This window comes from Burkholderia sp. BCC1047, from assembly GCF_902833155.1.
Lineage (GTDB): Bacteria > Pseudomonadota > Gammaproteobacteria > Burkholderiales > Burkholderiaceae > Burkholderia > Burkholderia sola.
The window spans coordinates 1-23,828 of sequence record NZ_CADFEH010000022.1 but is presented as its reverse complement, the minus strand read 5'-3'; the positions used below and the strand labels follow the sequence as shown (position 1 = coordinate 23,828).

Annotated in this window: 26 protein-coding genes; 21 read left to right on the top strand and 5 right to left on the bottom strand. The window is 68.3% G+C overall.

Translation table 11 applies throughout. The annotated features are described in order from the left end of the window. From gspI to HWX55_RS21930, 6 genes are read left to right on the top strand one after another with little or no spacing between them, the layout of a single operon-like run. Positions 1-402, top strand: a complete 402-nt coding sequence (gene gspI, locus HWX55_RS21955) for a type II secretion system minor pseudopilin GspI (protein ID WP_175886349.1) — start codon at positions 1-3, stop codon at positions 400-402. Continuing rightward, positions 380-1,078: a prepilin-type N-terminal cleavage/methylation domain-containing protein gene (locus HWX55_RS21950; RefSeq protein WP_175977272.1), complete on the top strand. Its 699-nt coding sequence runs from the start codon at positions 380-382 to the stop codon at positions 1,076-1,078. The genes gspI and HWX55_RS21950 overlap by 23 nt, the downstream gene beginning before the upstream one ends. A 2-nt stretch (positions 1,079-1,080) precedes the next feature. Continuing rightward, positions 1,081-2,190 carry a type II secretion system minor pseudopilin GspK gene (gene gspK, locus HWX55_RS21945; protein ID WP_175977271.1) on the top strand — a complete coding sequence of 370 codons (1,110 nt, stop codon included), beginning with the start codon at positions 1,081-1,083 and terminating at the stop codon, positions 2,188-2,190. Positions 2,191-2,216: 26 nt separating this feature from the next. Next, positions 2,217-3,590 carry a type II secretion system protein GspL gene (gene gspL, locus HWX55_RS21940; protein ID WP_175977270.1) on the top strand — a complete coding sequence of 458 codons (1,374 nt, stop codon included), beginning with the start codon at positions 2,217-2,219 and terminating at the stop codon, positions 3,588-3,590. Beyond that, positions 3,587-4,093: a type II secretion system protein M gene (locus HWX55_RS21935; protein WP_175977269.1), complete on the top strand. Its 507-nt coding sequence runs from the start codon at positions 3,587-3,589 to the stop codon at positions 4,091-4,093. The genes gspL and HWX55_RS21935 overlap by 4 nt, the downstream gene beginning before the upstream one ends. Positions 4,094-4,129: 36 nt before the next feature. Continuing rightward, positions 4,130-4,918, top strand: a complete 789-nt coding sequence (locus HWX55_RS21930; RefSeq protein WP_175977330.1) for a type II secretion system protein N — start codon at positions 4,130-4,132, stop codon at positions 4,916-4,918. A gap of 25 nt (positions 4,919-4,943) precedes the next feature. On the opposite strand, the gene HWX55_RS21925 is transcribed toward HWX55_RS21930, so the two are convergent. Next, positions 4,944-6,521: an efflux transporter outer membrane subunit gene (locus HWX55_RS21925; protein ID WP_175977268.1), complete on the bottom strand. Its 1,578-nt coding sequence runs from the start codon at positions 6,519-6,521 to the stop codon at positions 4,944-4,946. 281 nt (positions 6,522-6,802) lie between these two features. Continuing rightward, positions 6,803-7,093 carry a multidrug ABC transporter ATPase gene (locus HWX55_RS21920; protein WP_175977267.1) on the bottom strand — a complete coding sequence of 97 codons (291 nt, stop codon included), beginning with the start codon at positions 7,091-7,093 and terminating at the stop codon, positions 6,803-6,805. A gap of 175 nt (positions 7,094-7,268) precedes the next feature. Here HWX55_RS21920 and HWX55_RS21915 point away from each other — a divergent pair, with 175 nt between their 5' ends. From HWX55_RS21915 to HWX55_RS21905, 3 genes are all read left to right on the top strand, one after another. After that, positions 7,269-7,757, top strand: a complete 489-nt coding sequence (locus tag HWX55_RS21915) for a MarR family transcriptional regulator (RefSeq protein ID WP_175977266.1) — start codon at positions 7,269-7,271, stop codon at positions 7,755-7,757. Between the two features lie 178 nt (positions 7,758-7,935). After that, positions 7,936-9,498: a DHA2 family efflux MFS transporter permease subunit gene (locus HWX55_RS21910; protein ID WP_006491289.1), complete on the top strand. Its 1,563-nt coding sequence runs from the start codon at positions 7,936-7,938 to the stop codon at positions 9,496-9,498. 96 nt (positions 9,499-9,594) lie between these two features. Then, complete coding sequence (locus tag HWX55_RS21905) at positions 9,595-9,846, top strand: prevent-host-death protein (RefSeq protein ID WP_175977265.1); 252 nt, start codon at positions 9,595-9,597, stop codon at positions 9,844-9,846. 30 nt (positions 9,847-9,876) lie between these two features. On the opposite strand, the gene HWX55_RS21900 is transcribed toward HWX55_RS21905, so the two are convergent. Next, a complete protein-coding gene (locus HWX55_RS21900; RefSeq protein ID WP_089488012.1) occupies positions 9,877-10,803 on the bottom strand; it encodes a LysR family transcriptional regulator in 927 nt (308 codons plus the stop codon). A 141-nt stretch (positions 10,804-10,944) separates the two neighbouring features. Between HWX55_RS21900 and HWX55_RS21895 the strand changes: the two genes are divergently transcribed. From HWX55_RS21895 to fliR, 9 genes are all read left to right on the top strand, one after another. Next, complete coding sequence (locus HWX55_RS21895; RefSeq protein WP_050015750.1) at positions 10,945-11,418, top strand: CidA/LrgA family protein; 474 nt, start codon at positions 10,945-10,947, stop codon at positions 11,416-11,418. Between the two features lie 13 nt (positions 11,419-11,431). Further along, positions 11,432-12,154 (top strand): LrgB family protein, encoded by a 723-nt coding sequence (locus HWX55_RS21890; protein ID WP_050015748.1) that lies wholly within the window; start codon positions 11,432-11,434, stop codon positions 12,152-12,154. 257 nt (positions 12,155-12,411) lie between these two features. After that, complete coding sequence (gene fliL / locus HWX55_RS21885; RefSeq protein ID WP_175977264.1) at positions 12,412-12,912, top strand: flagellar basal body-associated protein FliL; 501 nt, start codon at positions 12,412-12,414, stop codon at positions 12,910-12,912. A 22-nt stretch (positions 12,913-12,934) separates the two neighbouring features. After that, the gene (gene fliM / locus HWX55_RS21880; protein WP_050015744.1) at positions 12,935-13,933 is read left to right on the top strand and encodes a flagellar motor switch protein FliM; all 999 of its coding nucleotides are present in this window, start codon (positions 12,935-12,937) and stop codon (positions 13,931-13,933) included. Next, a complete protein-coding gene (gene fliN, locus HWX55_RS21875) occupies positions 13,926-14,414 on the top strand; it encodes a flagellar motor switch protein FliN (RefSeq protein WP_175977263.1) in 489 nt (162 codons plus the stop codon). Before fliM ends, fliN begins: the two co-directional genes overlap by 8 nt. Beyond that, on the top strand, positions 14,411-14,986 hold the full coding sequence (fliO, locus tag HWX55_RS21870; RefSeq protein ID WP_175977262.1) for a flagellar biosynthetic protein FliO: 576 nt from the start codon (positions 14,411-14,413) through the stop codon (positions 14,984-14,986). The genes fliN and fliO overlap by 4 nt, the downstream gene beginning before the upstream one ends. A gap of 36 nt (positions 14,987-15,022) precedes the next feature. After that, positions 15,023-15,784: a flagellar type III secretion system pore protein FliP gene (fliP, locus tag HWX55_RS21865; protein ID WP_124555730.1), complete on the top strand. Its 762-nt coding sequence runs from the start codon at positions 15,023-15,025 to the stop codon at positions 15,782-15,784. Between the two features lie 17 nt (positions 15,785-15,801). Beyond that, positions 15,802-16,074: a flagellar biosynthesis protein FliQ gene (gene fliQ / locus HWX55_RS21860; RefSeq protein WP_006401718.1), complete on the top strand. Its 273-nt coding sequence runs from the start codon at positions 15,802-15,804 to the stop codon at positions 16,072-16,074. Between the two features lie 28 nt (positions 16,075-16,102). Then, complete coding sequence (gene fliR, locus HWX55_RS21855) at positions 16,103-16,885, top strand: flagellar biosynthetic protein FliR (protein ID WP_175977261.1); 783 nt, start codon at positions 16,103-16,105, stop codon at positions 16,883-16,885. A gap of 77 nt (positions 16,886-16,962) precedes the next feature. On the opposite strand, the gene HWX55_RS21850 is transcribed toward fliR, so the two are convergent. Beyond that, positions 16,963-17,502, bottom strand: a complete 540-nt coding sequence (locus HWX55_RS21850) for a CPBP family glutamic-type intramembrane protease (protein ID WP_175977260.1) — start codon at positions 17,500-17,502, stop codon at positions 16,963-16,965. A 428-nt stretch (positions 17,503-17,930) separates the two neighbouring features. On the opposite strand from HWX55_RS21850, the gene HWX55_RS21845 reads away from it, so the two are divergent. The 3 genes from HWX55_RS21845 (at position 17,931) to HWX55_RS21835 (ending at position 23,511) form a co-directional block, all read left to right on the top strand. Beyond that, the gene (locus HWX55_RS21845; RefSeq protein WP_244140623.1) at positions 17,931-18,110 is read left to right on the top strand and encodes a hypothetical protein; all 180 of its coding nucleotides are present in this window, start codon (positions 17,931-17,933) and stop codon (positions 18,108-18,110) included. 350 nt (positions 18,111-18,460) lie between these two features. After that, positions 18,461-20,479 carry a site-specific DNA-methyltransferase gene (locus tag HWX55_RS21840; RefSeq protein ID WP_175977259.1) on the top strand — a complete coding sequence of 673 codons (2,019 nt, stop codon included), beginning with the start codon at positions 18,461-18,463 and terminating at the stop codon, positions 20,477-20,479. Next, the gene (locus tag HWX55_RS21835) at positions 20,479-23,511 is read left to right on the top strand and encodes a DEAD/DEAH box helicase family protein (RefSeq protein WP_175977258.1); all 3,033 of its coding nucleotides are present in this window, start codon (positions 20,479-20,481) and stop codon (positions 23,509-23,511) included. The genes HWX55_RS21840 and HWX55_RS21835 overlap by 1 nt, the downstream gene beginning before the upstream one ends. A gap of 242 nt (positions 23,512-23,753) precedes the next feature. On the opposite strand, the gene HWX55_RS21830 is transcribed toward HWX55_RS21835, so the two are convergent. Continuing rightward, on the bottom strand, positions 23,754-23,828 hold a 75-nt coding region (locus tag HWX55_RS21830; protein ID WP_175977329.1), incomplete at its 5' end, for an IS3 family transposase.

Genomic DNA, 23,828 nt, shown 5'->3' with positions numbered 1-23,828 from the left:
ATGCGTCGTCGCCTGCCCTTCCCCGTTTCCTCCGCCCGCGGCTTCACGATGATCGAGGTACTGGTCGCGCTCGCGATCATCGCGGTCGCGCTCGCCGCGTCGATCCGCGCGGTCGGCACGATGGCGACCAACGCGTCCGACCTGCATCGCCGGCTGCTGGCCGGCTGGAGCGCCGACAACGCGCTCGCGCAGCTGCGGCTCACGCATGCATGGCCGGAGGTCGGCGAACAGAGTTTCGACTGCTCGCAAGGCAACGTGCAGCTCGTCTGCACGCAGCGCGTGAGCACCACGCCGAACCCGGTGTTCCGGCGCGTACGGATTTCAGTGAGCATGCCCGGCCGCGCCGGCGTGCTCGCGCAGATGGTGACGGTGGTCGCGAATGAAACCAGCCGTCCGCTCTGACGCGCCGATGCGACGCGCGTCCGCCCTCTCGTCCCGCCCCGCCCGCGGCTTCACGCTGATCGAGCTGATGATCGCGATCGCGATTCTCGCGGTGGTCGCGATCCTCGCATGGCGCGGGCTCGACCAGATCATGCGCGGTCGCGACAAGGTCGCGGCCGCGATGGAAGACGAGCGCGTGTTCGCGCAGATGTTCGACCAGATGCGCATCGACGCGCGGCTCGCCGCGACCGACGACGAGGCCGGCCAGCCGGCGATCGGCGTCGCCGGCAATACGCTGCAGATCGTGCGCGAGCTCGACGTGCCGGGCGTCGCGCCGCGGCTGCAGGTGGTCCGCTACCGGATCGCCGGCGGGCGCGTCGTGCGCTATGCATCGCCGCCGATCGACGACACGAACCGGCTTCGCACCGTGCTGAAGGACAGCAGCGTCGAAGGCTGGAGCTGGGTCGCGCTGATGGGCGGCGTCGGCGCGATCGACGCGAAGCTGTACGTGCCGCGCGTGGGCTGGACCACCAACCTGCAGACGGCCGACGAAGCGCTCGCGCAGAACAACGACGCGCTCAAGGTGCCGCAGATCGGCAACGCGCCGCCGGCGCGCGCGGTGACCGGGCTGCAGGTCAGCATCGGCGCGACGTCGCTGCGCGTGCCGGTCACGCGCATCTTCCTCGTCGGGGAATGACGATGCGTGCGCGCCCTTCCCGTCGAATCCGTGCCCGCCGCCAGCGCGGCGCCGCGATCATCACCGCGCTGCTCGTGGTCGCGCTGTCGGCGATCCTCGTGTCGGGGATGCTGTGGCGCCAGCAGGTGCAGATCCGCCGCATCGAGAACCAGCGGGTAATCGCGCAGGCACAGTGGGTCGCGCGCGGCGCGCTCGACTGGACGCGGATGATCCTGCGCTCCGAAGGCGATACGGCGCCCGGCATCACGTATCTCGGCGGGATCTGGGGCGTGCCGATCGCGAAGACGAAGCTGTCGGATTTCCTCGGCCGGATCGGCGCGCCCAACGACACGGACGCCGAAGACACCTATCTGTCCGGCTCGATCGAGGATGCGCAGGCGAAGTTCAACCTGCGCAACCTCGTGTCGTCGCCAGCGCCCGGCGTGCTGCAGCTGAACGTCACGCAGATGCAGGCGTTCCAGCGCCTGCTGACGACGCTCGGCTACGACAGCGCATTCGCGAAGCGCATCGCGCTGCAGGTGCGCGCGGGGCTGCTGCATTCGGCCACGCGGTTCCAGATGCCGAACCTGCCCGGCGGCGGCGGGACCGCCGCGAACGCGGCGACCGCACCGGTGACGAGCGGCGACATGCAGGGCAGCGGCTTCACCGACGATCCGGGGGTGGCCGGCGGCGACCGCGGGCCCGCGCCGCTGATGATGACGCGCGTCGACAGCCTGCTCGACGTCGACGGCGTGACGCCCGAGATGGTCGCGCGGCTGCGCCCGTTCGTCACCGTGCTGCCGACCACGACGCCCGTGAACATGAACACCGCGCCGGCCGAAGTGATCGCCGCGCTGATACCGGGGATGAGCGTGTCGTCCGCGCAGGCGCTCGTGGCGCGCCGCGAGACGGTGTTTTTCCGGAACGTCGGCGACGTGCAGCTCGCGCTGCGCGGCGCCGGCGCGCCGCCGAACGTGACGATCGATTCCAGCCTCGTCGACGTCAATTCGAGCTATTTCATCGTGCATGGCCGGATCCAGCACGAACGCGCGGAGGTCGATCGCACCTCGCTCGTGTATCGTGATCCGACCACGCATTCGACACGGGTCGTGCGCATCCGCGACCAGCTATAACGACGCCAATCGGGAGAGGAGCTCTTGTGAGCACGTTGATTGTTTCTTTGCCGCCGCGCGAGCCTGCCGTGCCGTTGCAGGAATGGCAGTGGCCCGAGCTGCCGTTCACGCTCGTCGACAAGGCCGGCCAGGTGCAGCGCGCGGGCCGCGCCGCGCTCGCGTTGCTGCCGCGCGCGAACGCGACGGTGCTGATCGTCGCCGCGCGCGACGTGCTGCTGCTGGCCGCGACCGTGCCGCCGTTGAAGGGGCCGAAGCTGCGCCAGGCGCTGCCCAACATCGTCGAGGATCAGCTGATCCAGGATCCGCTCGGCTGCCATATCGCGCTCGATCCGGCCCCGTTGCCCGACGGGCGCCGCGTGCTGGCCGTCGTCGATCGCGCGTGGTTCCGCACGATCTGCGACGCATTTACCGCGGCCGGCCACCGGCACCTGAGCGCGGTGCCCGCGACCCGCTGCCTGCCGGCGCCGCGCGCGTCGGCCGACGCCGCATCCGCCATGCCGGCCAACGGCGAGCCCACCGACGCCGCCGCGCTCGTCGCGGACGTCGCCGAGCCGGCTGCCCGCCCGGCGACGGTCGCAGCGGTGCTCGGGCTCGCGACGGCGGTCGAGCCGGTGCTCGTCGAAGCCGGCGCGCTGCCGGCCGCGGCCGGTGCGCCGCGCCTCGAGCTGGCGGTCGCGCGCGGTGCGCTTGGCGAAGGCTTCGCGGCGCCCGCGTCGCGCGCGGCCGGCACGCTGGCCGCGCTCGCGGGCGGCGGCGACATCGAACTGTACGAACTCGGCGAGCCGGGCGCGGAGCCGCGGCTCGCATCGGTCGGCCGTACCGATGGCCCGCTGCTGCCGGGCGCCGCGCCGATGTCGTTCGATACGTTCGCGCGCCGGGCGCTGACCGAGAAATTCGATCTGTGCCAATTCGAGTTCGAATCGCAGCCGTGGCGCTTCGACCGCGCGACGCTCAAGCGCCTGCGCGTGCCGATCGCGCTCGCCGCGGCGACGCTCGGCGTCGCGGTGATCGGGATGAACGTGCACTGGTGGAAGCTGTCGCGCGAGCGCGATGCGCTGTCCGCGCAGATCACCGAGACGCTGCTGTCCGCGTTCCCGAAGACGACCACCGTGCTCGACCCGCCCGCGCAGATGCAGCGCCAGCTCGACCAGCTTCGGCTGGCGGCCGGCGAGCTGTCGCCGAACGATTTCCTCGCGCTGTCGAGCGGCCTGGCGCGCTCGATGGGTGCGCTGCCGCTGAACGGCATCGCGTCGCTCGACTATCACGACCGGCGGCTCGACGTCGGCTTCAAGCCGGAGGTCAAGGTCGATCCCGATTTCACGCAGCGCCTCGCGCGTAACGGACTGTCCGGCGAAGTCGACAGCAACACGGGCAAATGGACGATCCGGAGTCGCTCATGAAAACCGAACAACTGAACCAGACGCTGGCCCAGTTCTGGGGCGAGCGCTCGCCGCGCGAGAAGATGCTGCTCGGCTGGGGCGGCGCCGTGCTGGCCGTCGCGATTGCGTATTCGGTGCTGTGGTCGCCCGCGCAGGAAGGCCGCGCGCGGATTCAGCGCGCGCTGCCGACGATGCGTCAGGAGCTCGCGCAGATGACCGCGCAGGCGAACGAGGCGAAATCGCTGACGGCTGCCGCGCAGGGCGTCGCGCCGACCGGCCTCGCGCTGAAGGATGCGCTGACCGCGTCGCTGTCCGATCACGGGCTGCAGGGCGCGCAGGTGCAGATCGTCGGCAACGGCGTGCAGATCCAGATGAAGAACGTGTCGTTCCCGGCATGGACCCAGTGGCTCGACGATGCGCGCCGGCAGTTCAAGGTGCAGGTCGGCGAAGCGCATGCCACGGCGCTGAAGGAAGACGGCCAGGTAGACCTGACGGCCGTGATGCAGCCTTCCGTCCAGAAATAGATGACCGCGGTGGATGACGCAAACGAAGGCCGGCCGATGCGGCCGTGGGTGAGACGGCTCGTCGCCGTGTTGCCATGGGTGCTGGCGGGCGGCGTGGCGACGGCGGTGACGCTCGTCGCGCTCGCGCCGGCCGCGTGGATCGCGCCGCAGTTCGCGCGGGCGACCGGCGGTCACGTGAATCTCGTCGATCCGGACGGGTCGCTGTGGCACGGCTCGGGCACGCTGATGCTCGCGCCGGGCGCAGACCAGAGCGCGGCGACGCTGCTGCCGGGACGGGTCGAATGGACCACGCGCTTCTGGCCGCTGCTGACCGGGCGCGTGCAGATGCGCCTGCGGCAGACGGAAGCGATGCCCGATGCGGTCACGCTCGATGCGACGTGGCGCGGCGCGGTGCTGTCGGCGGGCACGATGGCGGTGCCCGCGTCGCTGCTCGCGGGGCTCGGCACGCCGTTCAACACGCTCGACCTGCAGGGCGACGTGCGGCTCGGCTGGAGCGACTGGCGGCTCATCGGCAACAACGCGTTCGGCCAGTTGACGGTGACGATCGATTCGATGAGTTCGCGCGTGTCGCGCGTGAAGCCGCTCGGTTCGTACCGCGCGGTATTGCAGGCGAAGGGTGTGGGCGCCGATCTCGACCTGTCGACGACGCAGGGCCCGCTGTTTCTCGACGGGCACGGCAGCTTCGGCCCCGGCCAGGGATCGTTTCGCGGGACCGCGCATGCGGCGCCCGAGCAGCAGGCGAACCTCGCCGGGCTGCTGAATCTGCTCGGCCACCCGATCGGCAACAACCAGGTTTCGCTGATCTTCGGCGACGCGCAGCGCTGATTGCGCGCGTCGCCCGCTTCCCTGCCTACTTCTGCGCGAGCGGCGCGGCGACCGACGGTGCGGTGGCCGCGGGCGCGGCCGCACCGGACGCCGGCACAGGCGCCGGCGCCGGCGCCGCCATGTCGCCGTTCTCGCGCGCCATCGCCGACACGTCCCAGCCGCCGCCGAGCGCTTTCACGAGCCCGACCGACGACACCATCCGCTGCCCGGCGATCGTCGCGAGCTTCTGCTGCGCGGTGAACGCGGTGGTCTGCGCGTTCAGTACGTTCAGATACGCGACCGTGCCCGCCTTGTACTGGTTCGTGACGATCGCGAGCGCGTGCTCGGCGCTGTCGACGGCCTGCCGCTGCACGTCGATTTCCTGCGCGAGGATCCGCTGCGACGCGAGGTTGTCCTCGACGTCCTGGAACGCGGTCAGCACCGCGAGGCGATAGGCGGCGACGTCCTGGTCGTAGGTCGCGCGCGCGGCGTCGGTCTGCGCGGCGCGCAGCCCCGCGTCGAACAGCGTGGCCGCGAGTTGCGGGCCGACCGTCCAGAAGCGCGCCGGCAGCGTGAACAGCTGCGACCACACCGAGCTTTGGAAGCCGCCGGTGGCCGACAGCGTCAGCGTGGGGAAGAACGCGGCGATCGCGACGCCGATCTGCTCGTTCGCGGCCGCCGCGCGGCGCTCGGCCGCCGCGACGTCGGGCCGGCGCTCGAGGATCGTGGACGGCACGTCGACCGGCGTGATCGGCGGCTCGGCCGCGAGCGGGGTCGGCGGCAGCGAGAAGGTCGACGCGGGCTCGCCGATCAGCGTCGCGATCGCATGCTCGTACTGCGCGCGGGCGACGCCGTTGTCGATCTGCGCGGCCTGCGCGCTCTGCAGTTGCGTCTGCGCCTGGATCACGTCCGCGCGCGCGGCGACACCCTGCGCGTACTGGTTCTGCGTGAGCTGCAGCGAGCGTTCGTACGACTTCACGGTGTCGTCGAGCAGCTTTTGCAGCGCATCGGACGTGCGCAACTGGAAATAGGTCTGCGCGAGCAGCGCCTGCTGCGACAGCCGCGCGTTCGCGAGATCGGCCGCGGCGGCCGCTTCGCCGGCGCGCTGCGCGCTGACGGTGCGGCTCACCTTGCCCCACAGGTCGGGTTCCCAACTGGCGTCGAGGCCGACGCTGTAGCTGTTGTTGATCGACCCGGTCGACCCGCTGCCGAAATTCGACGACGAACCCGACGACAGCGACGTGCGCGGCGACCGCGCGCGCGAGCCCGATGCGGTCAGCCCGACGGTCGGGAAATACGCGGCACGCGCCTCGGTGACGAGCGCGCGCGCCTGCCGGTAGGCGGCCGCCGATTGCGCGATGGTCTGGTTCGACGCGTTGAGCTTGCCGATCAGCGCATCGAGCTGCGGATCGTCGTAGACCGTCCACCAGGCGCCGCGGTCGGCACGATCGGCGGGCTGCGCGACTTTCCAGCCGGCCGGCGCTTCCTTGAAGGCGGCGGGGACCGACGTGTCGGGCCGGTGATAGTCGGGCCCGACGGCGCAGCCGGCGAGCAGCACGGCCGTCGCAATGGCGACGGCGGCGCTCAGCGGGCGAACGGCGCGCGGGAGGGAGGCGTACGGCATGGTGGTTTTCCTGTCTGGGCGTGACGGCCGGCGAGCGGCGTCGCGCGATGCGGTCGTCGTGCCGCTGGCGGACAAATGGTAACTGACGGCGGGAAAGCTGCGCAGCCCTAAGGGTACGGTGCGCGGCGGCCCGGATGTGTTACCGGCGCGGCCGGCCGGTTTACCGGCCATTACGGCTCGCTTGCGGGAAAACGGACGTGCGAACGGGCGTACGACGCCGGTCACGCGTGACGCGGCCGGCGATCAGGCGGGATAGTGTGGAGCGTGAGAGCGCTGCGACGTCAGTGGCAGCGCACCGGCACCGGGACAGGTTCGGCGGCGGCCCGCCATGTCGACGGCTCGGTCACGGACGGGGCCGGCTGGCTCGCGCGGCGGGCGCCGCCTTTCGCGTTGCGCTGCCGGCGATGATCGAACCATGCGAACCCGAGCGCCGCGAGCGAGCCGCCAGGCACGACCAGCATCGTCACGTACAGCGCGATCTTCCAGCCGCGGTGCGGCCCGGAGAACACATGATGAGCGGTATCGGTCAGGTTGCGGCGCAGCGCGCCGGCGGCATTTTTCAGGAACAGCATCGCGAACATCCTCGGGGTGCCCGGCAGCGCGGGCCAATCGGTCAGAACATAGTCTCCGGCAGTGCAACATGCACGTCGTAACTGGTTGACTCAAATAATATTGACTAAGCAATCATTTTTCAAGATACTGGACGCGTTTAAACCCGAAACGCACTATTGCTGCGCGCGCAATCGTATGACCGGCGGCCTCTACGATCCCGAGAACATCGCGCTGGAAACGAGCCTCGGCTATTACCTGTCGAAGGCGAAGCAGGCGCTCGTCGAGCGGATGGACCGCGCGCTCGAGCCCCTCGACCTCACCGCGCAGCAGATCGGCGTGATCCTGCTGCTGTCGCGCGGCTACGCACGGACGCCGTTCGAGCTGTCGCGCAAGATGTCGTACGACAGCGGGTCGATGACGCGCATGCTCGATCGGCTCGAACGCAAGGGGCTGATCGCGCGTGCGCGCAGCGAGCAGGACCGCCGGATGATCGAGCTGACGCTGACCGAGCGCGGCATCGAAGCCGCCCGCGCGCTGCCGTCGCTGGTCGCGACCGTGCTGAACGCGCAGCTCGAAGGCTTCTCGGCCGACGAACTCGCGACGCTCATCGGCCTGCTGCAACGCTTCATCGCCAACGGGCCCGGTTCGACCGGCTGCCCGACGCCCGACGAATCCGACTGCTGATGCGTGCGGAGACCCCATGTCCAGGTTTAAACGGTCGCTTATTTCTCTGTCTGGGCAGAAGATGACAGGGCACGCGCTTCGCTTTTCCCCTTTTTCATTCCACCCGGCCGGGCCGCGCGGTGTCGCGCGCCCGTGCGTTGTGCCGGCGCGTTGCGCGCGCCGCGTCTAGGAGATTCCGATGTCCGCCACCACGGCATCCGCCCCCTCGCCCGCCGCCGAACCCGCGCCGCTGACCGGCGGCGCGCTCGCGCTGCTGACCGTCGGGCTCGCGCTCGGCACCTTCATGGAAGTGCTCGACACGTCGATCGCGAACGTCGCGGTGCCGACCATCTCGGGCAGCCTCGGCGTCGCGACGAGCGAAGGCACGTGGGTGATTTCGTCGTACTCGGTCGCATCCGCGATCGCGGTGCCGCTGACCGGCTGGCTCGCGCGGCGGGTCGGCGAGGTGCGGCTGTTCACGCTGTCGGTGCTCGCGTTCACGATTGCGTCCGCGCTGTGCGGCCTCGCGACCAACTTCGAGACGCTGATCGCGTTCCGGCTGCTGCAGGGCCTCGTGTCGGGGCCGATGGTGCCGCTGTCGCAAACGATCCTGATGCGTAGCTACCCGCCCGCGAAACGCGGGCTCGCGCTCGGGCTATGGGCGATGACGGTGATCGTCGCGCCGATCTTCGGCCCGTTGCTGGGCGGCTGGATCAGCGACAACTACACGTGGCCGTGGATCTTCTACATCAACCTGCCGATCGGCGTGTTCTCCGCGACCTGCGCGTACTTCCTCCTGCGCGGTCGCGAGACAAAGACGTCGAAGCAGCGGATCGACGCGATCGGCCTCGCGCTGCTCGTGATCGGCGTGTCGTGCCTGCAGATGATGCTCGACCTCGGCAAGGACCGCGACTGGTTCAACTCGTCGTTCATCGTCGCGCTCGCGCTGATCGCGGTCGTGTCGCTCGCGTTCATGCTCGTGTGGGAGGCGACCGAGAAGGAGCCGGTGGTCGACCTGTCGCTCTTCAAGGACCGCAACTTCGCGCTCGGCGCGCTGATCATCTCGTTCGGCTTCATGGCGTTTTTCGGCTCGGTCGTGATCTTCCCGCTGTGGCTGCAGACGGTGATGGGCTACACGGCCGGCAAGGCCGGCCTCGCGACCGCGCCGGTCGGGCTGCTCGCGCTCGTGCTGTCGCCGCTGATCGGGCGCAACATGCACCGGCTCGACCTGCGGATGGTCGCGAGCTTCGCGTTCATCGTGTTCGCGGGCGTGTCGCTGTGGAACGCGACGTTTACGCTCGACGTGCCGTTCAACCACGTGATCCTGCCGCGGCTCGTGCAGGGCATCGGCGTCGCGTGCTTCTTCGTGCCGATGACGACGATCACGCTGTCGAGCATCTCCGACGAGCGGCTCGCGAGCGCGTCGGGGCTGTCGAACTTCCTGCGCACGCTGTCCGGCGCGATTGGCACCGCGGCCAGCTCGACGTTCTGGGAGAACGACGCGATCTACCATCATGCGCGGCTGTCGGAATCGGTGAGCGTCTACGCGCAGAACACGACCGACTACCAGGGCGCGCTCGCGCAGCTCGGCATCGTCGGGCAGACGGCCAATGCGCAGCTGAACCAGCTCGTCACGCAGCAGGGCTTCATGATGGCGACCAACGACTTCTTCCACCTGTCGGCGGGCGTGTTCATCGCGCTCGCGGCGCTCGTGTGGATCACGAAGCCGAAGAAGGGCGCGGGGCCGGCGATGGGGCATTGAGGCGGTCGCGTTCGGGTTCCCGGCACGCCGCCCATGCGGCGTCCGCCACATAGATAAAGAGCTAAGCTGGCCGACCCGGACTCGCGGAACGGTGAAATGCCGACTTATGACCTACGTGATGCGACAAGGAACCTGTCGCTTTTGATCGATGACGCAATTCGTTCTGGTGACCCGTTCGTCATCGAGAACGACGGCAAGCCGCTGGTCGAAGTCGTGCCGATTGCCTCGGCACCGACGCTTGCTCCGGTATCGCGGGTCGGATTCATGAAGGGGCAGATTCGGGTCCCCGAGGATTTCGATGCATTGCACGCCGACACTATTCGAAACAGATTCGACGGCACCGAATGAAATCAGCGTGCCGAACGTCTCGGCCTTGCATCACTCCCGCGCCCGCAATCCCCCAAACGCCAGATCGTCGGCCGGCGCGAGCGGCAGCGTCGCCCGCGCGACGTCGAGCCACGCGCGCGCCGCGTGCGACAGGTAGCCCTTCTTCAGCCAGCCGAGCGCGATCGCCCACGTGATTTCCGGCTCGACGATCGGCCGGCACGTGAACTGGCTCGCGTCGAGCCGCCGGCAATACGGCTCGGGCAGCAGCGCGATGCCGACGCCCGCATGCACGAGCGCGGCCATGAAATCCCAGTGGCCGCTGCGGCTCACGATCGACGGCGTGAAACCGGCTTGCCGGCACGCGTCCAGCACCGCGTCGTGCAGCGCGAGGCTTTCCGCATAGAACACGAACGATTCGCGCGCGAGATCCGCGAGCGGCACGGCCGCGTGGTCCTCCCAGCGCGACTCGCGCGGCGCGACGAGCCACAGCGGCGCGCGCACCATCGGCAGCCGCTCGAACGTGCCGGGATCGACCGGCTCCAGCAGCCCGCCGAGTTCCAGCTCGCCCGACATCAGCGCGGCCTCGATCATCCGCGCGCCCTGCTCGAACAGCTTCAGCTCGATGTTCGGGTAGCGCTGCTTGTACGCGGCGATGATCGGCGTGAACAGCGAACCGCCAAGCGGCGGGATGCCGATCGTCAGCTCGCCGCGCCCGAGCGTGCCGAGATCGTTCAGCTCCGACTGCAGCTGCGCCTGCGCGGCGAGCACGTCCTGGCCGCGCTGGAACACGATCCGCCCGGCGTCGGTCAGCACCATCTGCCGGCCGTCGCGCAGCAGCAGCGGCGAACCGATCTCGTCTTCCAGCGCCTTCACCATCTTGCTGATGGTCGGCTGCGTGACGAACAGCTTGTCGGCCGCCGCGGTGAAGCTCTGCTGGCGAACCACCTCGACGAAGTACCGCAGCGCGCGCAATTCCATCGATCACTCCCCAGATTGGTGCAGCTGAATTCAAGCGAATTCCGAATTGGAATGACAAGGATAGAGACAAGTCATTTTATTTATGGTTAGGGGAAACCCTATACTTGCTCCATTGACAGAAACATCTGTAGGGAGCCCGCCATGAACAAGCCGACCGCCACTGCCGCCGCCCGCCCCGCCGCTTCGGGCAGCCTTGCGCACACGGGCCGGATCGTGCTGCAGGCCACCGCGCTCGGCGTGCTGTGGATGGCGGTCGACTGGGCCGTGCGCAAGGTCGGACTGCCGATTCCGTCCGGCGTGATCGGCCTCGCGGTGCTGCTCGTGCTGCTGTTCTCGGGCCGCGTCGCACCGGCGTGGGTGAAGGACGGCGCGAACTGGCTGCTGTCCGACATGCTGCTGTTCTTCGTGCCGGCCGCCGTCGCGGCCGTGCAGTACGGCGGGCTGTTCCGCGAGGACGGCTGGCGCATCGCGCTGGTGATGCTCGCCGGCACCGCGTTCGTGATGGTCGCGGTGGCCGTCGCCGTCGATCTCGCCGCGAAGCTCGAACGCCGGCTCGCCGTGCAGCGCGTGTTCGCCGAACGCCGCCGCGCGCGCCTGAGCGCCATCGCGCACTGAGCCGGAGCCTTCCATGCTCGCCGCGCTATCGAACCTGCCCGCCGACCGGGTGAATACCGCCATCTCCGTCGGCTGCTTCGTGCTGACGATCGTGCTGTATTTCGCGTCGAAGCGCCTCTATGCGTACAAGAAGACGCTGCTGTTCTCGCCGCTCGTGTTCGTGCCGGGCGTGCTGGTGCTGCTCGTGCTGCTGACCGGCATCCCGTATTCGGTGTATTTCCGCGACACGCGCTGGCTGATGTGGCTGCTCGGCCCGGCGACGATCGCGTTCGCGGTGCCGATCTACGACTATCGCGACCTGATCCGCCGCCACTGGCTGTCGCTGTCGGTCGGCGTCGCGGTCGGGATCGGCGCGGGCGTGTGCGGATCGCTGCTGCTCGCGAAGCTGCTGCACCTGTCGCCCGAGCTGCAGCGCTCGCTGATGACGCGCTCGGTGTCGACGCCGTTCGCGCTCGCCGTGTCGGACAAGATCCACGCGCCGAAGGATCTCACGGCCCTGTTCGTGATCGCGACCGGCATCTGCGGGATGCTGCTCGGCGAACTTGTGCTCGCGCTCGTGCCGATGCGCACGCGGCTCGCGCGCGGCGCGCTGTTCGGCGCGGCCGCCCATGGCGTGGGCACCGCGAAGGCGCGCGAGATCGGCAGCGAGGAAGGTGTCGTGTCGAGCCTGACGATGATGATCGCGGGCGTCGCGATGGTGCTGATCGCGCCGCTGCTGTCGCTGCTGCCGATCTGACGATGGATGCGCGGGCGGGCACCGCTGCCCGCCGGCCGCACTCCTTGCCCGACGGCCCGATTCCCGCCGGGCGCACGCCGTCCCGTTCCCGCCCGATCGTTTCCCCCCGCCGTTCCTGCCCCGCATCGCGCCGACATCCGGCCGACGCCCGGCCGACAATCGGCTGAGATAGCCGCAATTCCCCCCTCTTTTCCGCCCATCGGCCTCGGCCCGGATGCCGAACAATGCATGCTACGAGACATCACGCACGCATTCACATGGCCACGACTGCAACCCCGACCGCCGACAAGCCGGCTTCCTCCGGCAAGTTCAAGCGCATCGCGCTCATCGCCGTCATCGCGCTGGGCGCGGCTGCCGCCGCCGCCGGCGGCATGTACGTGTTCCTGGGCAAGGCAGGCGTCGGCCATCCGAGCGCGCCCGCCGAGCCGGCGCCGCTTGCCGCGCCGGTGTTCTTCGCGCTCGACCCGCTGACCGTGAACCTGCAGTCCGACGACGGCGTGCAGCACTACCTGCGCGTCGGCCTGTCGCTGAAGCTCACCGACCCGAAGGCGCAGGAGCAACTGACCGCGCGGATGCCGGAAATCCGCAGCCGGATCCTGCTCGCGCTGTCGAACAAGCATCCCGAGGAGCTCGCGACGCCGGACGGCAAACGTTCGCTCGCGAAGGAGCTGCGGGAGCTGATCGAGCAGCCGACCCAGCCGGGCAACCAGCGCGCGAAGGTCGACGACGTGCTGTTCACCGAGTTCGTCGTCCAGTAACGCGGCCGCAAAAGGAGCGCGTATGGGTCACCAGGAGTTCATGTCCCAGGAGGAGGTCGATGCCCTCCTCAAGGGCGTCACGGGCGAAACCGATTCGGTCGACGAGCAGCGCGACACATCGGGCGTCCGCCCCTACAACATCGCGACGCAGGAGCGGATCGTCCGCGGCCGGATGCCCGGCCTCGAGATCATCAACGACCGCTTCGCGCGCCTGCTGCGGATCGGCATCTTCAACTTCATGCGGCGCACGGCGGAAATCTCCGTCAGCCAGGTGAAGGTGCAGAAGTACAGCGAATTCACCCGCAACCTGCCGATCCCGACGAACCTGAACCTGGTGCACGTGAAGCCGCTGCGCGGCACGTCGCTGTTCGTGTTCGACCCGAACCTCGTGTTCTTCGTCGTCGACAACCTGTTCGGCGGCGACGGGCGCTTCCACACGCGCGTCGAGGGCCGCGATTTCACGGCCACCGAGCAGCGGATCATCGGCAAGCTGCTGAACCTCGTGTTCGAGCACTACACGACCGCGTGGAAGAGCGTGCGGCCGCTGCAGTTCGAATTCGTGCGCTCGGAGATGCACACGCAGTTCGCGAACGTCGCGACGCCGAACGAGATCGTGATCGTCACGCAGTTCTCGATCGAGTTCGGGCCGACGGGCGGCACGCTGCACATCTGCATGCCGTACTCGATGGTCGAGCCGATCCGCGACGTGCTCAGCTCGCCGATCCAGGGCGAGGCGCTCGAAGTCGACCGCCGCTGGGTGCGCGTGCTGTCGCAGCAGGTGCAGGCCGCCGAGGTCGAGCTGACCGCGAATCTCGCCGAGATCTCGGCGACGTTCGAGAAGATCCTGAACCTGCGCGCGGGCGACGTGCTGCCGCTGGAGATCGAGGACACGATCACCGCGAAGGTCGACGGCGTGCCGGTGATGGAATGCGGCTACGGAATTTTCAATGGTCAATATGCGTTGCGCGTGCAGAAGATGATCGGCGCGAGCGATTCGATGAAGGAAGGTGGATATGAGTGAGCTGAACCAGACGCCCGACGACGACATGCAGGCGATGGCCGATGCGGCCCTCGCGGCGTCGGCCGCCGACGCGAAGGCGCCGGCCGCGGCCGACGAAGAGCAGGGCCTCGACGACTGGGCGGCCGCGCTCGCCGAGCAGAACGAGCAGCCGGTGCAGGTGGGCGCCACGGGCGCCGGCGTGTTCCAGCCGCTGTCGAAGGCCGCGGCGAGCTCGACGCACAACGACATCGAGATGATCCTCGACATCCCGGTCAAGATGACCGTGGAGCTCGGCCGCACGAAGATCGCGATCCGCAACCTGCTGCAGCTCGCGCAGGGGTCGGTCGTCGAGCTCGACGGCATGGCCGGCGAGCCGATGGACGTGCTCGTGAACGGCTGCCTGATCGCACAGGGCGAAGTCGTGGTCGTCAACGACAAGTTCGGTATTCGCCTCACCGACATCATCACGCCCGCCGAACGCATCCGGAAGCTGAATCGATGAACGTCGTGAAGGCCGGCTGGCGCGTGTACCGCGCGATCGCAGCGGCGGCGCTTGCCGTCGCCGCGTCGCTCGCGTGCGCGCCGGCCGGCGCCGCCGACATGAACGCGGTCAACCACGCCGGTTCGATCGCGTCGAGCGTGACGGTCGGCTCGGCCGTGCCGTCGCTCGGCATCGGCGCGGTGCTGCAGACGCTCGTCGGACTCGCGGTCGTGATCGGCCTCGTATTCGCGTGCGCATGGCTCGCGCGCCGCTTCGGCTTCCAGCCCGCGCGACGCGGCGGCCCGCTGAAGGTCGTGTCGAGCGTCGGGCTCGGCGCGAAGGAAAGCGCGACGATCGTCGAGATCGGCGACACCTGGCTCGTGCTCGGCGTCGCGCCGGGCAACGTGCGCCTGCTGCATACGCTGCCGGCCGGTTCGGTGGCGGCCGCCGCGACCGCGGGGTCGACCTCGGCCGACGCGCCTGCCGACGGCAACCCGTCCGACGGCACCCTGCCCGGCACGTTCGGCGCGCGGTTTCGCGACGCGCTCGCGGGCGAAGCCGCGAAACGCCTCGGTCGTGGCAAGGACCGCTGACATGGCGCCGCGCCCTCTTTCCGTCTCCGCACTCCGATGAAACACGCATTCCTGCATCACGCGGCGCGTGTCGCGCCCGTGCTGATCCTCTGTCTCGCGCCCGCGCTTGCCTGCGCGCAGGCGAACGGCCTGCCCGCGTTCAACGCGAGCCCGGGCCCGCACGGCGGCACCACCTATTCGCTGAGCGTGCAGACGATGCTGCTGCTCACGATGCTGTCGTTCCTGCCGGCGATGCTGCTGATGATGACGAGCTTCACGCGCATCATCATCGTGCTGTCGCTGCTGCGCCAGGCACTCGGCACCGCGACGACGCCGCCGAACCAGGTGCTCGTCGGCCTCGCGATGTTCCTGACCTTCTTCGTGATGTCGCCGGTGCTCGACCGTGCGTACAACGACGGCTACAAGCCGTTCTCCGACGGCTCGATGCCGATGGAGCAGGCCGTGCAGCGCGGCGTCGCGCCGTTCAAGACCTTCATGCTGAAGCAGACCCGCGAGACCGATCTCGCGCTGTTCGCGAAGATCTCGAAGGCCGCGCCGATGCAGGGCCCCGAGGACGTGCCGCTGTCGCTGCTGGTGCCCGCGTTCGTCACGAGCGAACTGAAAACCGGCTTCCAGATCGGCTTCACCGTGTTCATCCCGTTCCTGATCATCGACATGGTCGTCGCGAGCGTGCTGATGTCGATGGGGATGATGATGGTGTCGCCGTCCACCGTGTCGCTGCCGTTCAAGCTGATGCTGTTCGTGCTCGTCGACGGCTGGCAACTGCTGATCGGCTCGCTCGCGCAGAGCTTCAGTTAAGCGGAGGAACACGCGCGATGACGCCCGAACAAGTGATGACGCTGGCGCACCAGGCGATGATGGTCGGCCTGCTGCTCGCGGCCCCGCTGCTGCTGGTCGCGCTCGCGGTCGGCCTCGTCGTGAGCCTGTTCCAGGCCGCGACGCAGATCAACGAAGCGACGCTGTCGTTCATCCCGAAGCTGCTCGCGGTCGCCGCGACGCTCGTGATCGCCGGCCCGTGGATGCTGACGACGATGCTCGACTACCTGCGGCAGACGCTGCTGCACGTCGCGACGCTCGGCGCCGGCTGAGCGGCGCGCCCGGCCCGCTTTTTCCGCAATGTTCTCGGTTACCTACGCGCAGCTCAACGGCTGGCTCACGGCTTTTCTGTGGCCATTCGTGCGGATGCTCGCGCTCGTCGCGACGGCGCCCATGGTCGGCCACGCGGCGGTGCCGGTGCGCGTGAAGATCGGCGTGGCCGCGTTCATGGCGCTGGTCGTCGCGCCGACGCTCGGCGCGATGCCGGACGTCACCGTGTTCTCCGCGCCGGGCATCTGGATCCTCGTCACGCAGTTCCTGATCGGCGTCGCGATGGGTTTCACGATGCAGCTCGTGTTCGCGGCCGTCGAAGCGGCCGGCGACTTCATCGGGCTGTCGATGGGGCTCGGCTTCGCGACCTTCTTCGATCCGCATTCGAACGGCGCGACGCCCGCGATGGGCCGGTTCCTGAACGCGGTCGCGATGCTCGCGTTCCTCGCCGTGGACGGCCACCTGCAGGTATTCGCCGCGCTCGCCGCGTCGTTCCAGTCGCTGCCGGTGTCGGGCGAGCTGCTGCACGCGCCGGGCTGGCGCACGCTTGCCGCGTTCGGCGCGACCGTGTTCGAGATGGGGCTGCTGCTGTCGCTGCCGGTGGTCGTGGCGCTGCTGATCGCGAACCTCGCGCTTGGCATCCTGAACCGCGCGGCGCCGCAGATCGGCATGTACCAGATCGGCTTTCCCGTCACGCTGATCGTCGGGCTGTTGCTCGTGCAACTGATGATCCCGAACCTCGTGCCGTTCGTGTCGCACCTGTTCGACATGGGGCTCGATACGATGGGGCGGGTGTTGATCGGGTGGCGGTGACGCGCGGAGTCGTCATTGCTGCCGAGGTGCCAGCTTAGGGAAAATCCACTGATCCGACTTGCGGTGTCTTATCGGAGTCAGATAATGATGCTGGCTAGGGTGTTACGGGCGGCGTGCGCACTGGCAACAACCAAAAAAGGGCGGCCGCCAGGATAATCGCGCAGCGCAAAGACGGTCGCGAAAATGAATCCACCCCATAACGCGACAGCGACATAGACGGGGCCGTAGCCGTGCACGGTACCGAACGCAAGAGTGGACGCACAGACGGCCAGCGAAGCACTTGCTTTGAATACGCGGCAAATCAATCGGATGGGTAGCCATTGGAAAATAAATGTTTCCACTAGCGGAGCGACGAGTGAGCCGACAAACAGTCGTGTTGCTAGATCAAGTCTCCTTATCTGAGGTGATGGTCCGGAGAAGAACTCTGAAGGGAAATCAAAGAAAGATTGCGCGAGCCAGATAGAAGCACCGGCAAGGTATGAAAGTACCCAAGTCAGAAACGCCGAAGTAACAACTGGGCCGCGCGAGAGTAGCCGAGCTACATGGGAATTAAGACAAGCGGTTGGTAAGGTTTGTCGATCGTTCAAAGCCGAGCCCTGAGAGTCATATTTTTTCATATGCATTTTCACTGACCCGAATCGGATGGTTTCCACCCGTCGGGTTTCCAATCGAACCGTGCACGCCAATCGCTGCCTGCTTGCATCACTGCACACTGGTCATACGTCAAGAGCCTCATCTTTATCCTCGGATTTGCATGTTCTCGAGACCCGTGAGCTGCGCGCAGACCGCGTTCGCCGCATCGTGCAGATCTGAACCGTATATCCGCAACTCAGCGCCCCGCAGACCGAATTGAATGCGTCCTAAGGCGGACCGGGCCTATCGGTTGCCTGGTCCCGCTCCGTCCGGTTTCCGCGCCCCGCTTTCTGGAAAACTCCTAAACGAATTGCCGCGCCGCGAAAGGTTGCAGAAGGTTTCGCCTCCCAATACTCGTTAAGACGATGCAGCAAGCATCGCGCCATACGAATACAGCCAAGGACACGACCCGATGCGGCCCCTCCTGCGCACCCTCGCCGTTAGCCAGCCTCGGCTGCGCGCTCGCCGCTCCCCCGCTTTCGCCGACGACGGCGGCAAGATCACGATCATGGTCGGCAGGCTCGACGTCGAGCTGCTGTCGCTGCCGGTCGGCGCGGACGCGAGCTTCTCGGGCATCCGGACGCGTTCCTGATCCGGGGCGGTCATCGGGGCAGGGCCCTTCGGGCCCTGCCGCACTCTCCATCACGGATGCTCTCCATGCGGGCACGCCGGCGCCAGGCGCCGACCGTGCCCCTTTTTTCGTCCTTTCCACCGCGGCGCCGACCACCTGCGACGCGCCCACCGCCCACCCCGTGCGACAACCGGCCCGAACCCGCTTCCAGCCCGTCCGGCGGGCGATCGCGGCCGATACCAGCACGTTCGTCGCACATCGGTGCTTGACCTGCGCCGACCGACTCGCTAGCGTTTCGGGTTTGCCCGGGCGGCCATTGCCGCCGGTGCCGTGAGCGCGCCCGACGTCCTGGCGCGCGCGGCCGGGCTCCGATGGAAAAGACGATGCAGAAACTCGATGCGGCCAGCCCGCAGGCGATGTCGACGGATTTCACCGCCGACAACGTCGCGCGCCTGAAGGCGCTGTTCCCCGAACTCGTGACCGAAGGCCCGGACGGCGCGTCGGTCGACGTCGACGTGCTGAAGGCGCTGGTCGGCGAACGCACGGTCGGCGACGCCGACGAGCGCTACGGCTTTCACTGGCACGGCAAGCGCGCCGCACGCCAGGCCGCGCTCACGCCGTCGACGGGCACGCTGCGGCCCTGCCCCGACGACAGCGTCGCGTGGGACGACACGCGCCATCTGGTGATCGAGGGCGACAACCTCGACGTGATGAAGCTGCTGCACAAGAGCTACGCCGGCAAGGTGAAGCTCGTCTACATCGATCCGCCATACAACACCGGCAGCGATTTCGTCTATCCGGACGACTTCAGCGACAGCATCCGCCACTACCTGGCGATGACGGGCCAGACCGAAGCCGGCGTGAAGCGCAGCACCAACACCGAGGCGAACGGCCGGTTCCACACCGACTGGCTGAACATGATGTATCCGCGCCTGAAGCTCGCGCACGCGCTGCTGTCCGACGAAGGACTGATCGCGGTGCACATCGACGAGCACGAAGTGCATGCGCTCGTGCTGATGCTGCGCGAGATCTTCGGCGAGGAAAACGAGCTCGGCGTGGCCGTGTGGGACAAGCGCAACCCGAAGGGCGACGCGCGCGGCGTCGCGTACCAGCACGAATCGCTGGTGCTGTTCGCGCGCAATGCCGAGACGCTGCTCGAACAGGCGCCGCTGAAGCGCCCGAAGCGCAACGCGCAGCGCATGCTCGACGCCGCGCACGACGCGGTGTACCGCAGCGGCAACCCGAAGGACGCGCAGAAGGCGTACCGCGCGTGGATGAAGGCGCAGACCAACCTGTCCGGCGGCGAGGTGATGTACGACCGGCTGTCGGCGGAAGGCCGCGTGTACCGCCTCGTGTCGATGGCGTGGCCGAACAAGAAGAAGGCGCCGGACGAATATTTCACGCCGCTGATCCACCCGGTCACCGGCAAGCCGTGCGCGATGCCGGCGCGCGGCTGGCGCAACCCGCCTGCGACGATGCAGGCGCTGCTCGAGCGCGGCCAGATCGAATTCGGCCCGGACGAAACCACGCAGCCGCAGCGGATCTACTACCTCGACGAGAACATGTACGAGAACGTGCCGTCGGTGCTGCCGTTCGCGGGCTCCGACGACGCGCTGTTGAAAACGCTCGGCATCCCGTTCGACCTGCCGAAGCCGGTCGACTTCGCGGCGGCCGTGATCGGCTGGTGCACGCGCGGCGACGACATCGTGCTCGACTGCTTCGCCGGCTCCGGCTCGACCGGCCACGCGGTGATGCAGGTGAACGCGACCGACGGCGGCGCGCGCCGCTATATCCTCGTGCAGCTGCCCGAGGCGCTCGACCGACGCGACGAGACGCAGACGGCGGCCGCCGATTTCTGCGCGAAGCTGAAAAAGCCGCTGACGCTCGCCGAAATCACGAAGGAACGCCTGCGCCGCGCCGCGCAGCAGGTCGCGCGCGACTATCCGGAAAGCTATGGCGACCTCGGTTTCCGCGTATACCGGCTCGACACGACCAACGTGATCGAGTGGGACCCGCGCCGCGACGACTTCGACCATGCGCTGTTCGCGTCCGTCGAACACGTGAAGACCGGCCGCACCGAGGACGACCTGCTCGCCGAGCTGACGCTGAAGCTCGGCCTCGACCTGTGCACGCCGGTCGAGCATCACCAGGTGGCCGGCAAGACGGTGCACCTGATCGGCCGCGCGATCGTCGCGTGCTTCGATGCGCGCATTTCGCGCGACGACGCGGGCCCGCTCGCCGACGGCATCGTCGACCTGCTGGATGCGACCGGCGCGTCGCGCGACGTCACGTGCCTGTTCCGCGACAGCGGCTTCGTCGACGACGTCGCGAAGCTCAATCTCGCCGCGCTGCTCGAACAGCACGGCGTGAAGCGCGTGCGGAGCCTGTGATGCGGCTGCATTTCGAAGCGGATCTCGACTACCAGCGCGAGGCGATCGACGCCGTCTGTGACCTGTTTCGCGGGCAGGAATCGTATCGCGGCGACTTCAGCGTGCTCGCGAACGCCGCGCCCGGCACGACGGCCGCCGCGCAAGGCTCGCTCGGTTTCGCGGTATCGGAGCAAGGCGTCGGCAACCGGCTGTCGCTGACCGACGACGCGCTCGCGCGCAATCTCGCCGACGTGCAACTGCGCGGCGGGCTGCCGCCGTCCGGCCTGCCCGGCTCGCGCGACTTCACCGTCGAGATGGAGACCGGCACCGGCAAGACCTACGTGTACCTGCGCACGATCTTCGAGCTGAACCGCCGCTACGGCTTCACGAAATTCGTGATCGTCGTGCCGTCGATCGCGATCAAGGAAGGCGTGCACAAGACGCTGTCGATCACCGAGGATCACTTCCGCGCGCTGTACGCGGGCGTGCCGTACGACTACTTCCTGTACGACTCCGCGAAGCTCGGCCAGGTGCGCCACTTCGCGGCGAGCGCGGCGATCCAGATCATGGTGATGACGGTCGCCGCGATCAACAAGAAAGAGATCAACAACCTCTACAAGGACAGCGAGAAGACCGGCGGCGAGAAGCCGATCGACCTGATCCGCGCGACGCGGCCGATCGTGATCGTCGACGAACCGCAAAGCGTCGACGGCGGCCTCGAAGGGCGCGGGCGCGAAGCGCTCGCCGCGATGGCGCCGCTCTGCACGCTGCGCTATTCGGCCACGCACGTCGACCGCCACCACATGGTGTACCGGCTCGACGCGGTCGACGCGTACGAGCGCAAGCTCGTCAAGCAGATCGAGATCGCGTCGGCGATCGTCGAGGATGCGCACAACAAGCCGTACGTGCGGCTCGTCGGCGTGTCGAACCGGCGCGGCGCGATCAGCGCGCGCGTCGAGCTCGACGTCGCGACGGCGGCCGGCGTGAAGCGCCAGATCGTGTCGGCCACCGACGGCGACGATCTCGAGCGCCTGACCAAGCGCGCGCTGTATGCGGGGCTGCGGATCGGCGAAGTGCATGCGGTCAAGGGCGCCGAATACGTCGAGCTGCGCCATCCGGAAGGCGAGGCGTTCCTGTCGCTCGGCGAGGCGTTCGGCGACATCGACACGCTCGCCGTGCAGCGCGAGATGATCCGCCGCACGATCCGCGAGCATCTCGACAAGGAGCTGCGCTTGGCCGAGCGCGGCGTGAAGGTGCTGTCGCTGTTCTTCGTCGATTCGGTCGAACGCTATCGCCGCTACGACGAGAACGGCGTGCCCGTGAAGGGCGATTACGCGCTGATCTTCGAAGAGGAATATGCGCGTGCGGCGCGCGTGCCGGCCTACCGTGCGCTGTTCGACGGCGTCGACGTCGCGCTGGAAGTCGAGCGTGCGCACAACGGCTACTTCTCGATCGACCGCAAGGGCGGCTGGACCGACACGAGCGAAAGCAGCGCGGCGGCCCGCGAGAACGCGGAACGCGCGTACGGCCTGATCATGCGCGAGAAGGAGGCGCTGCTGTCGTTCGACACGCCGCTGAAGTTCATCTTCTCGCACTCGGCGCTGAAGGAAGGCTGGGACAACCCGAACGTGTTCCAGATCTGCACGCTGCGCGACATCCAGACCGAGCGCGAGCGTCGTCAGACGCTCGGCCGCGGGCTGCGCCTCGCGGTCGACCAGGACGGCGAACGCGTACGCGACGCGGGCGTGAACACGCTCACCGTGATCGCGACCGAGCGCTACGAGTCGTTCGCGGAGAACCTGCAGAAGGAGATCGAGGCCGATACGGGCATCCGTTTCGGGATCGTCGAGGAACACCAGTTCGCGGCGCTGCCGGTGCAGGAAGACGACGGCCCCGCGCATGCGCTCGGCATCGAGCTGTCGCGCGTGCTGTGGAACCACCTGCACAAGCAGGGCTACGTCGACGCGCAGGGCAAGGTGCTCGACCGGCTGAAGGATGCGCTGCGCCAGAGCGCGCTCGTGCTGCCGGATGCATTCGAGCGGCTGCGCGCGCCGATCGTCGCGACGCTGCGCAAGCTGTCCGGCCGCTTCGCGGTGCGCAATGCCGACGAGCGCCGCGCGATCGCGTTGCGGCGCGATGCGTCGGGCAAGGCCGTCGTGTTCGGCGAGGATTTCCGCGCGCTGTGGGACCGCATCCGCCATCGCACCGTGTACCGCGTCGAGTTCGACAACGCGAAGCTGGTGCGCGACTGCACGGCCGCGCTGCGCGACGCGCCGGACATCGCGCGTGCGCGGCTGCAGTGGCGCAAGGCCGAGATCGACATCGGCAAGGCCGGCATCGAGGCGATCGAGGTGGCCAGCGCCGGCACGGTGCTGCTCGACGAAGGCGAATTGCCGCTGCCCGACCTGCTCACCGAGTTGCAGGACCGCACGCAGCTCACGCGCCGTTCGCTCGCGACGATCCTCGCCGACAGCGGCCGGCTCGACGATTTCCGCGTGAATCCGCAGCAGTTCATCGCGGTCGCGGCCGACGCGATCAACCGCTGCAAGCGGCTCGCGCTCGTCGCGGGCATCGCTTACCGCAAGCTCGGCGAGCGCCACGTGCATGCGCTCGAATCGTTCGAGAGCGAGGCGCTGACGGGCTACCTGCGCAACCTGCGGCCCGATGCGCAGAAGTCGATCCACGAAGCGGTCGTATGCGAGACGGACGCGGAGCGCGCGTTCGCCGATGCGCTCGAAGCGCACGACGGCGTGAAGCTGTACGCGAAGCTGCCGGCGTGGTTCCGCGTGCAGACGCCGCTCGGCAGCTATCACCCGGTCTGGGCCGTGCTCGCGGAACAGGACGGCGGCGAGCGGCTGTACTTCGTCGTCGATACGCCGAATGCGGACGGCCACGTGCCGAGCGAGCACGAGCGCGCGAAGCTCGCGTGCGGCGAAGCGCATTTCCGCGCGCTGGTCGAGGGCGACGGCGCGGCGCGCTTCGTGCGGGTCACGCAGGCCGATGCATTGTTCGAACCCGCGTCGATTGCGCCGCTGGCGGGCGCCGGGCGGTAAGACGAAGGGCGGCGACGAGCCGCCCTTTTTTCATGGGCTGGCGGCGCTCGCTTCCCCGCCGAATACGATCGTCAAGCGCGTGAAAGCGGCTCGTATGACGGCGGATCGGCGGCGCGGTTACGGCTGGTTGCAAATCGGGTCGGTTCGACGTTTCGGCGCGACAGCCGCTTCAGCCACTTGTGCCGCCGCCATGAAAAAGGGCGCCGAAGTGAACTGACCCCACGAAGTTGGACGGTTGAAGACTAGGTGCCCAAGGGCTGAGTCCTGTATTGCACGGGACTCAGCCCTTTCAACTTGAGCTTAATGCGTTCGTGGTT

What these genes read in the sequence shown, in the direction of transcription:
- gspI (WP_175886349.1), top strand. Translation starts at nt 1, where the DNA reads ATGCGTCGTCGCCTGCCCTTCCCCGTTTCCTCCGCCCGCGGCTTCACG.
- HWX55_RS21950 (WP_175977272.1), top strand. Translation starts at nt 380, where the DNA reads ATGAAACCAGCCGTCCGCTCTGACGCGCCGATGCGACGCGCGTCCGCC.
- gspK (WP_175977271.1), top strand. Translation starts at nt 1,081, where the DNA reads ATGCGTGCGCGCCCTTCCCGTCGAATCCGTGCCCGCCGCCAGCGCGGC.
- HWX55_RS21935 (WP_175977269.1), top strand. Translation starts at nt 3,587, where the DNA reads ATGAAAACCGAACAACTGAACCAGACGCTGGCCCAGTTCTGGGGCGAG.
- HWX55_RS21930 (WP_175977330.1), top strand. Translation starts at nt 4,130, where the DNA reads ATGCGGCCGTGGGTGAGACGGCTCGTCGCCGTGTTGCCATGGGTGCTG.
- HWX55_RS21925 (WP_175977268.1), bottom strand. Translation starts at nt 6,521, where the DNA reads ATGCCGTACGCCTCCCTCCCGCGCGCCGTTCGCCCGCTGAGCGCCGCC.
- HWX55_RS21920 (WP_175977267.1), bottom strand. Translation starts at nt 7,093, where the DNA reads ATGCTGTTCCTGAAAAATGCCGCCGGCGCGCTGCGCCGCAACCTGACC.
- HWX55_RS21915 (WP_175977266.1), top strand. Translation starts at nt 7,269, where the DNA reads ATGACCGGCGGCCTCTACGATCCCGAGAACATCGCGCTGGAAACGAGC.
- HWX55_RS21910 (WP_006491289.1), top strand. Translation starts at nt 7,936, where the DNA reads ATGTCCGCCACCACGGCATCCGCCCCCTCGCCCGCCGCCGAACCCGCG.
- HWX55_RS21905 (WP_175977265.1), top strand. Translation starts at nt 9,595, where the DNA reads ATGCCGACTTATGACCTACGTGATGCGACAAGGAACCTGTCGCTTTTG.
- HWX55_RS21900 (WP_089488012.1), bottom strand. Translation starts at nt 10,803, where the DNA reads ATGGAATTGCGCGCGCTGCGGTACTTCGTCGAGGTGGTTCGCCAGCAG.
- HWX55_RS21895 (WP_050015750.1), top strand. Translation starts at nt 10,945, where the DNA reads ATGAACAAGCCGACCGCCACTGCCGCCGCCCGCCCCGCCGCTTCGGGC.
- HWX55_RS21890 (WP_050015748.1), top strand. Translation starts at nt 11,432, where the DNA reads ATGCTCGCCGCGCTATCGAACCTGCCCGCCGACCGGGTGAATACCGCC.
- fliL (WP_175977264.1), top strand. Translation starts at nt 12,412, where the DNA reads ATGGCCACGACTGCAACCCCGACCGCCGACAAGCCGGCTTCCTCCGGC.
- fliM (WP_050015744.1), top strand. Translation starts at nt 12,935, where the DNA reads ATGGGTCACCAGGAGTTCATGTCCCAGGAGGAGGTCGATGCCCTCCTC.
- fliN (WP_175977263.1), top strand. Translation starts at nt 13,926, where the DNA reads ATGAGTGAGCTGAACCAGACGCCCGACGACGACATGCAGGCGATGGCC.
- fliO (WP_175977262.1), top strand. Translation starts at nt 14,411, where the DNA reads ATGAACGTCGTGAAGGCCGGCTGGCGCGTGTACCGCGCGATCGCAGCG.
- fliP (WP_124555730.1), top strand. Translation starts at nt 15,023, where the DNA reads ATGAAACACGCATTCCTGCATCACGCGGCGCGTGTCGCGCCCGTGCTG.
- fliQ (WP_006401718.1), top strand. Translation starts at nt 15,802, where the DNA reads ATGACGCCCGAACAAGTGATGACGCTGGCGCACCAGGCGATGATGGTC.
- fliR (WP_175977261.1), top strand. Translation starts at nt 16,103, where the DNA reads ATGTTCTCGGTTACCTACGCGCAGCTCAACGGCTGGCTCACGGCTTTT.
- HWX55_RS21850 (WP_175977260.1), bottom strand. Translation starts at nt 17,502, where the DNA reads ATGAAAAAATATGACTCTCAGGGCTCGGCTTTGAACGATCGACAAACC.
- HWX55_RS21845 (WP_244140623.1), top strand. Translation starts at nt 17,931, where the DNA reads ATGCGGCCCCTCCTGCGCACCCTCGCCGTTAGCCAGCCTCGGCTGCGC.
- HWX55_RS21840 (WP_175977259.1), top strand. Translation starts at nt 18,461, where the DNA reads ATGGAAAAGACGATGCAGAAACTCGATGCGGCCAGCCCGCAGGCGATG.
- HWX55_RS21835 (WP_175977258.1), top strand. Translation starts at nt 20,479, where the DNA reads ATGCGGCTGCATTTCGAAGCGGATCTCGACTACCAGCGCGAGGCGATC.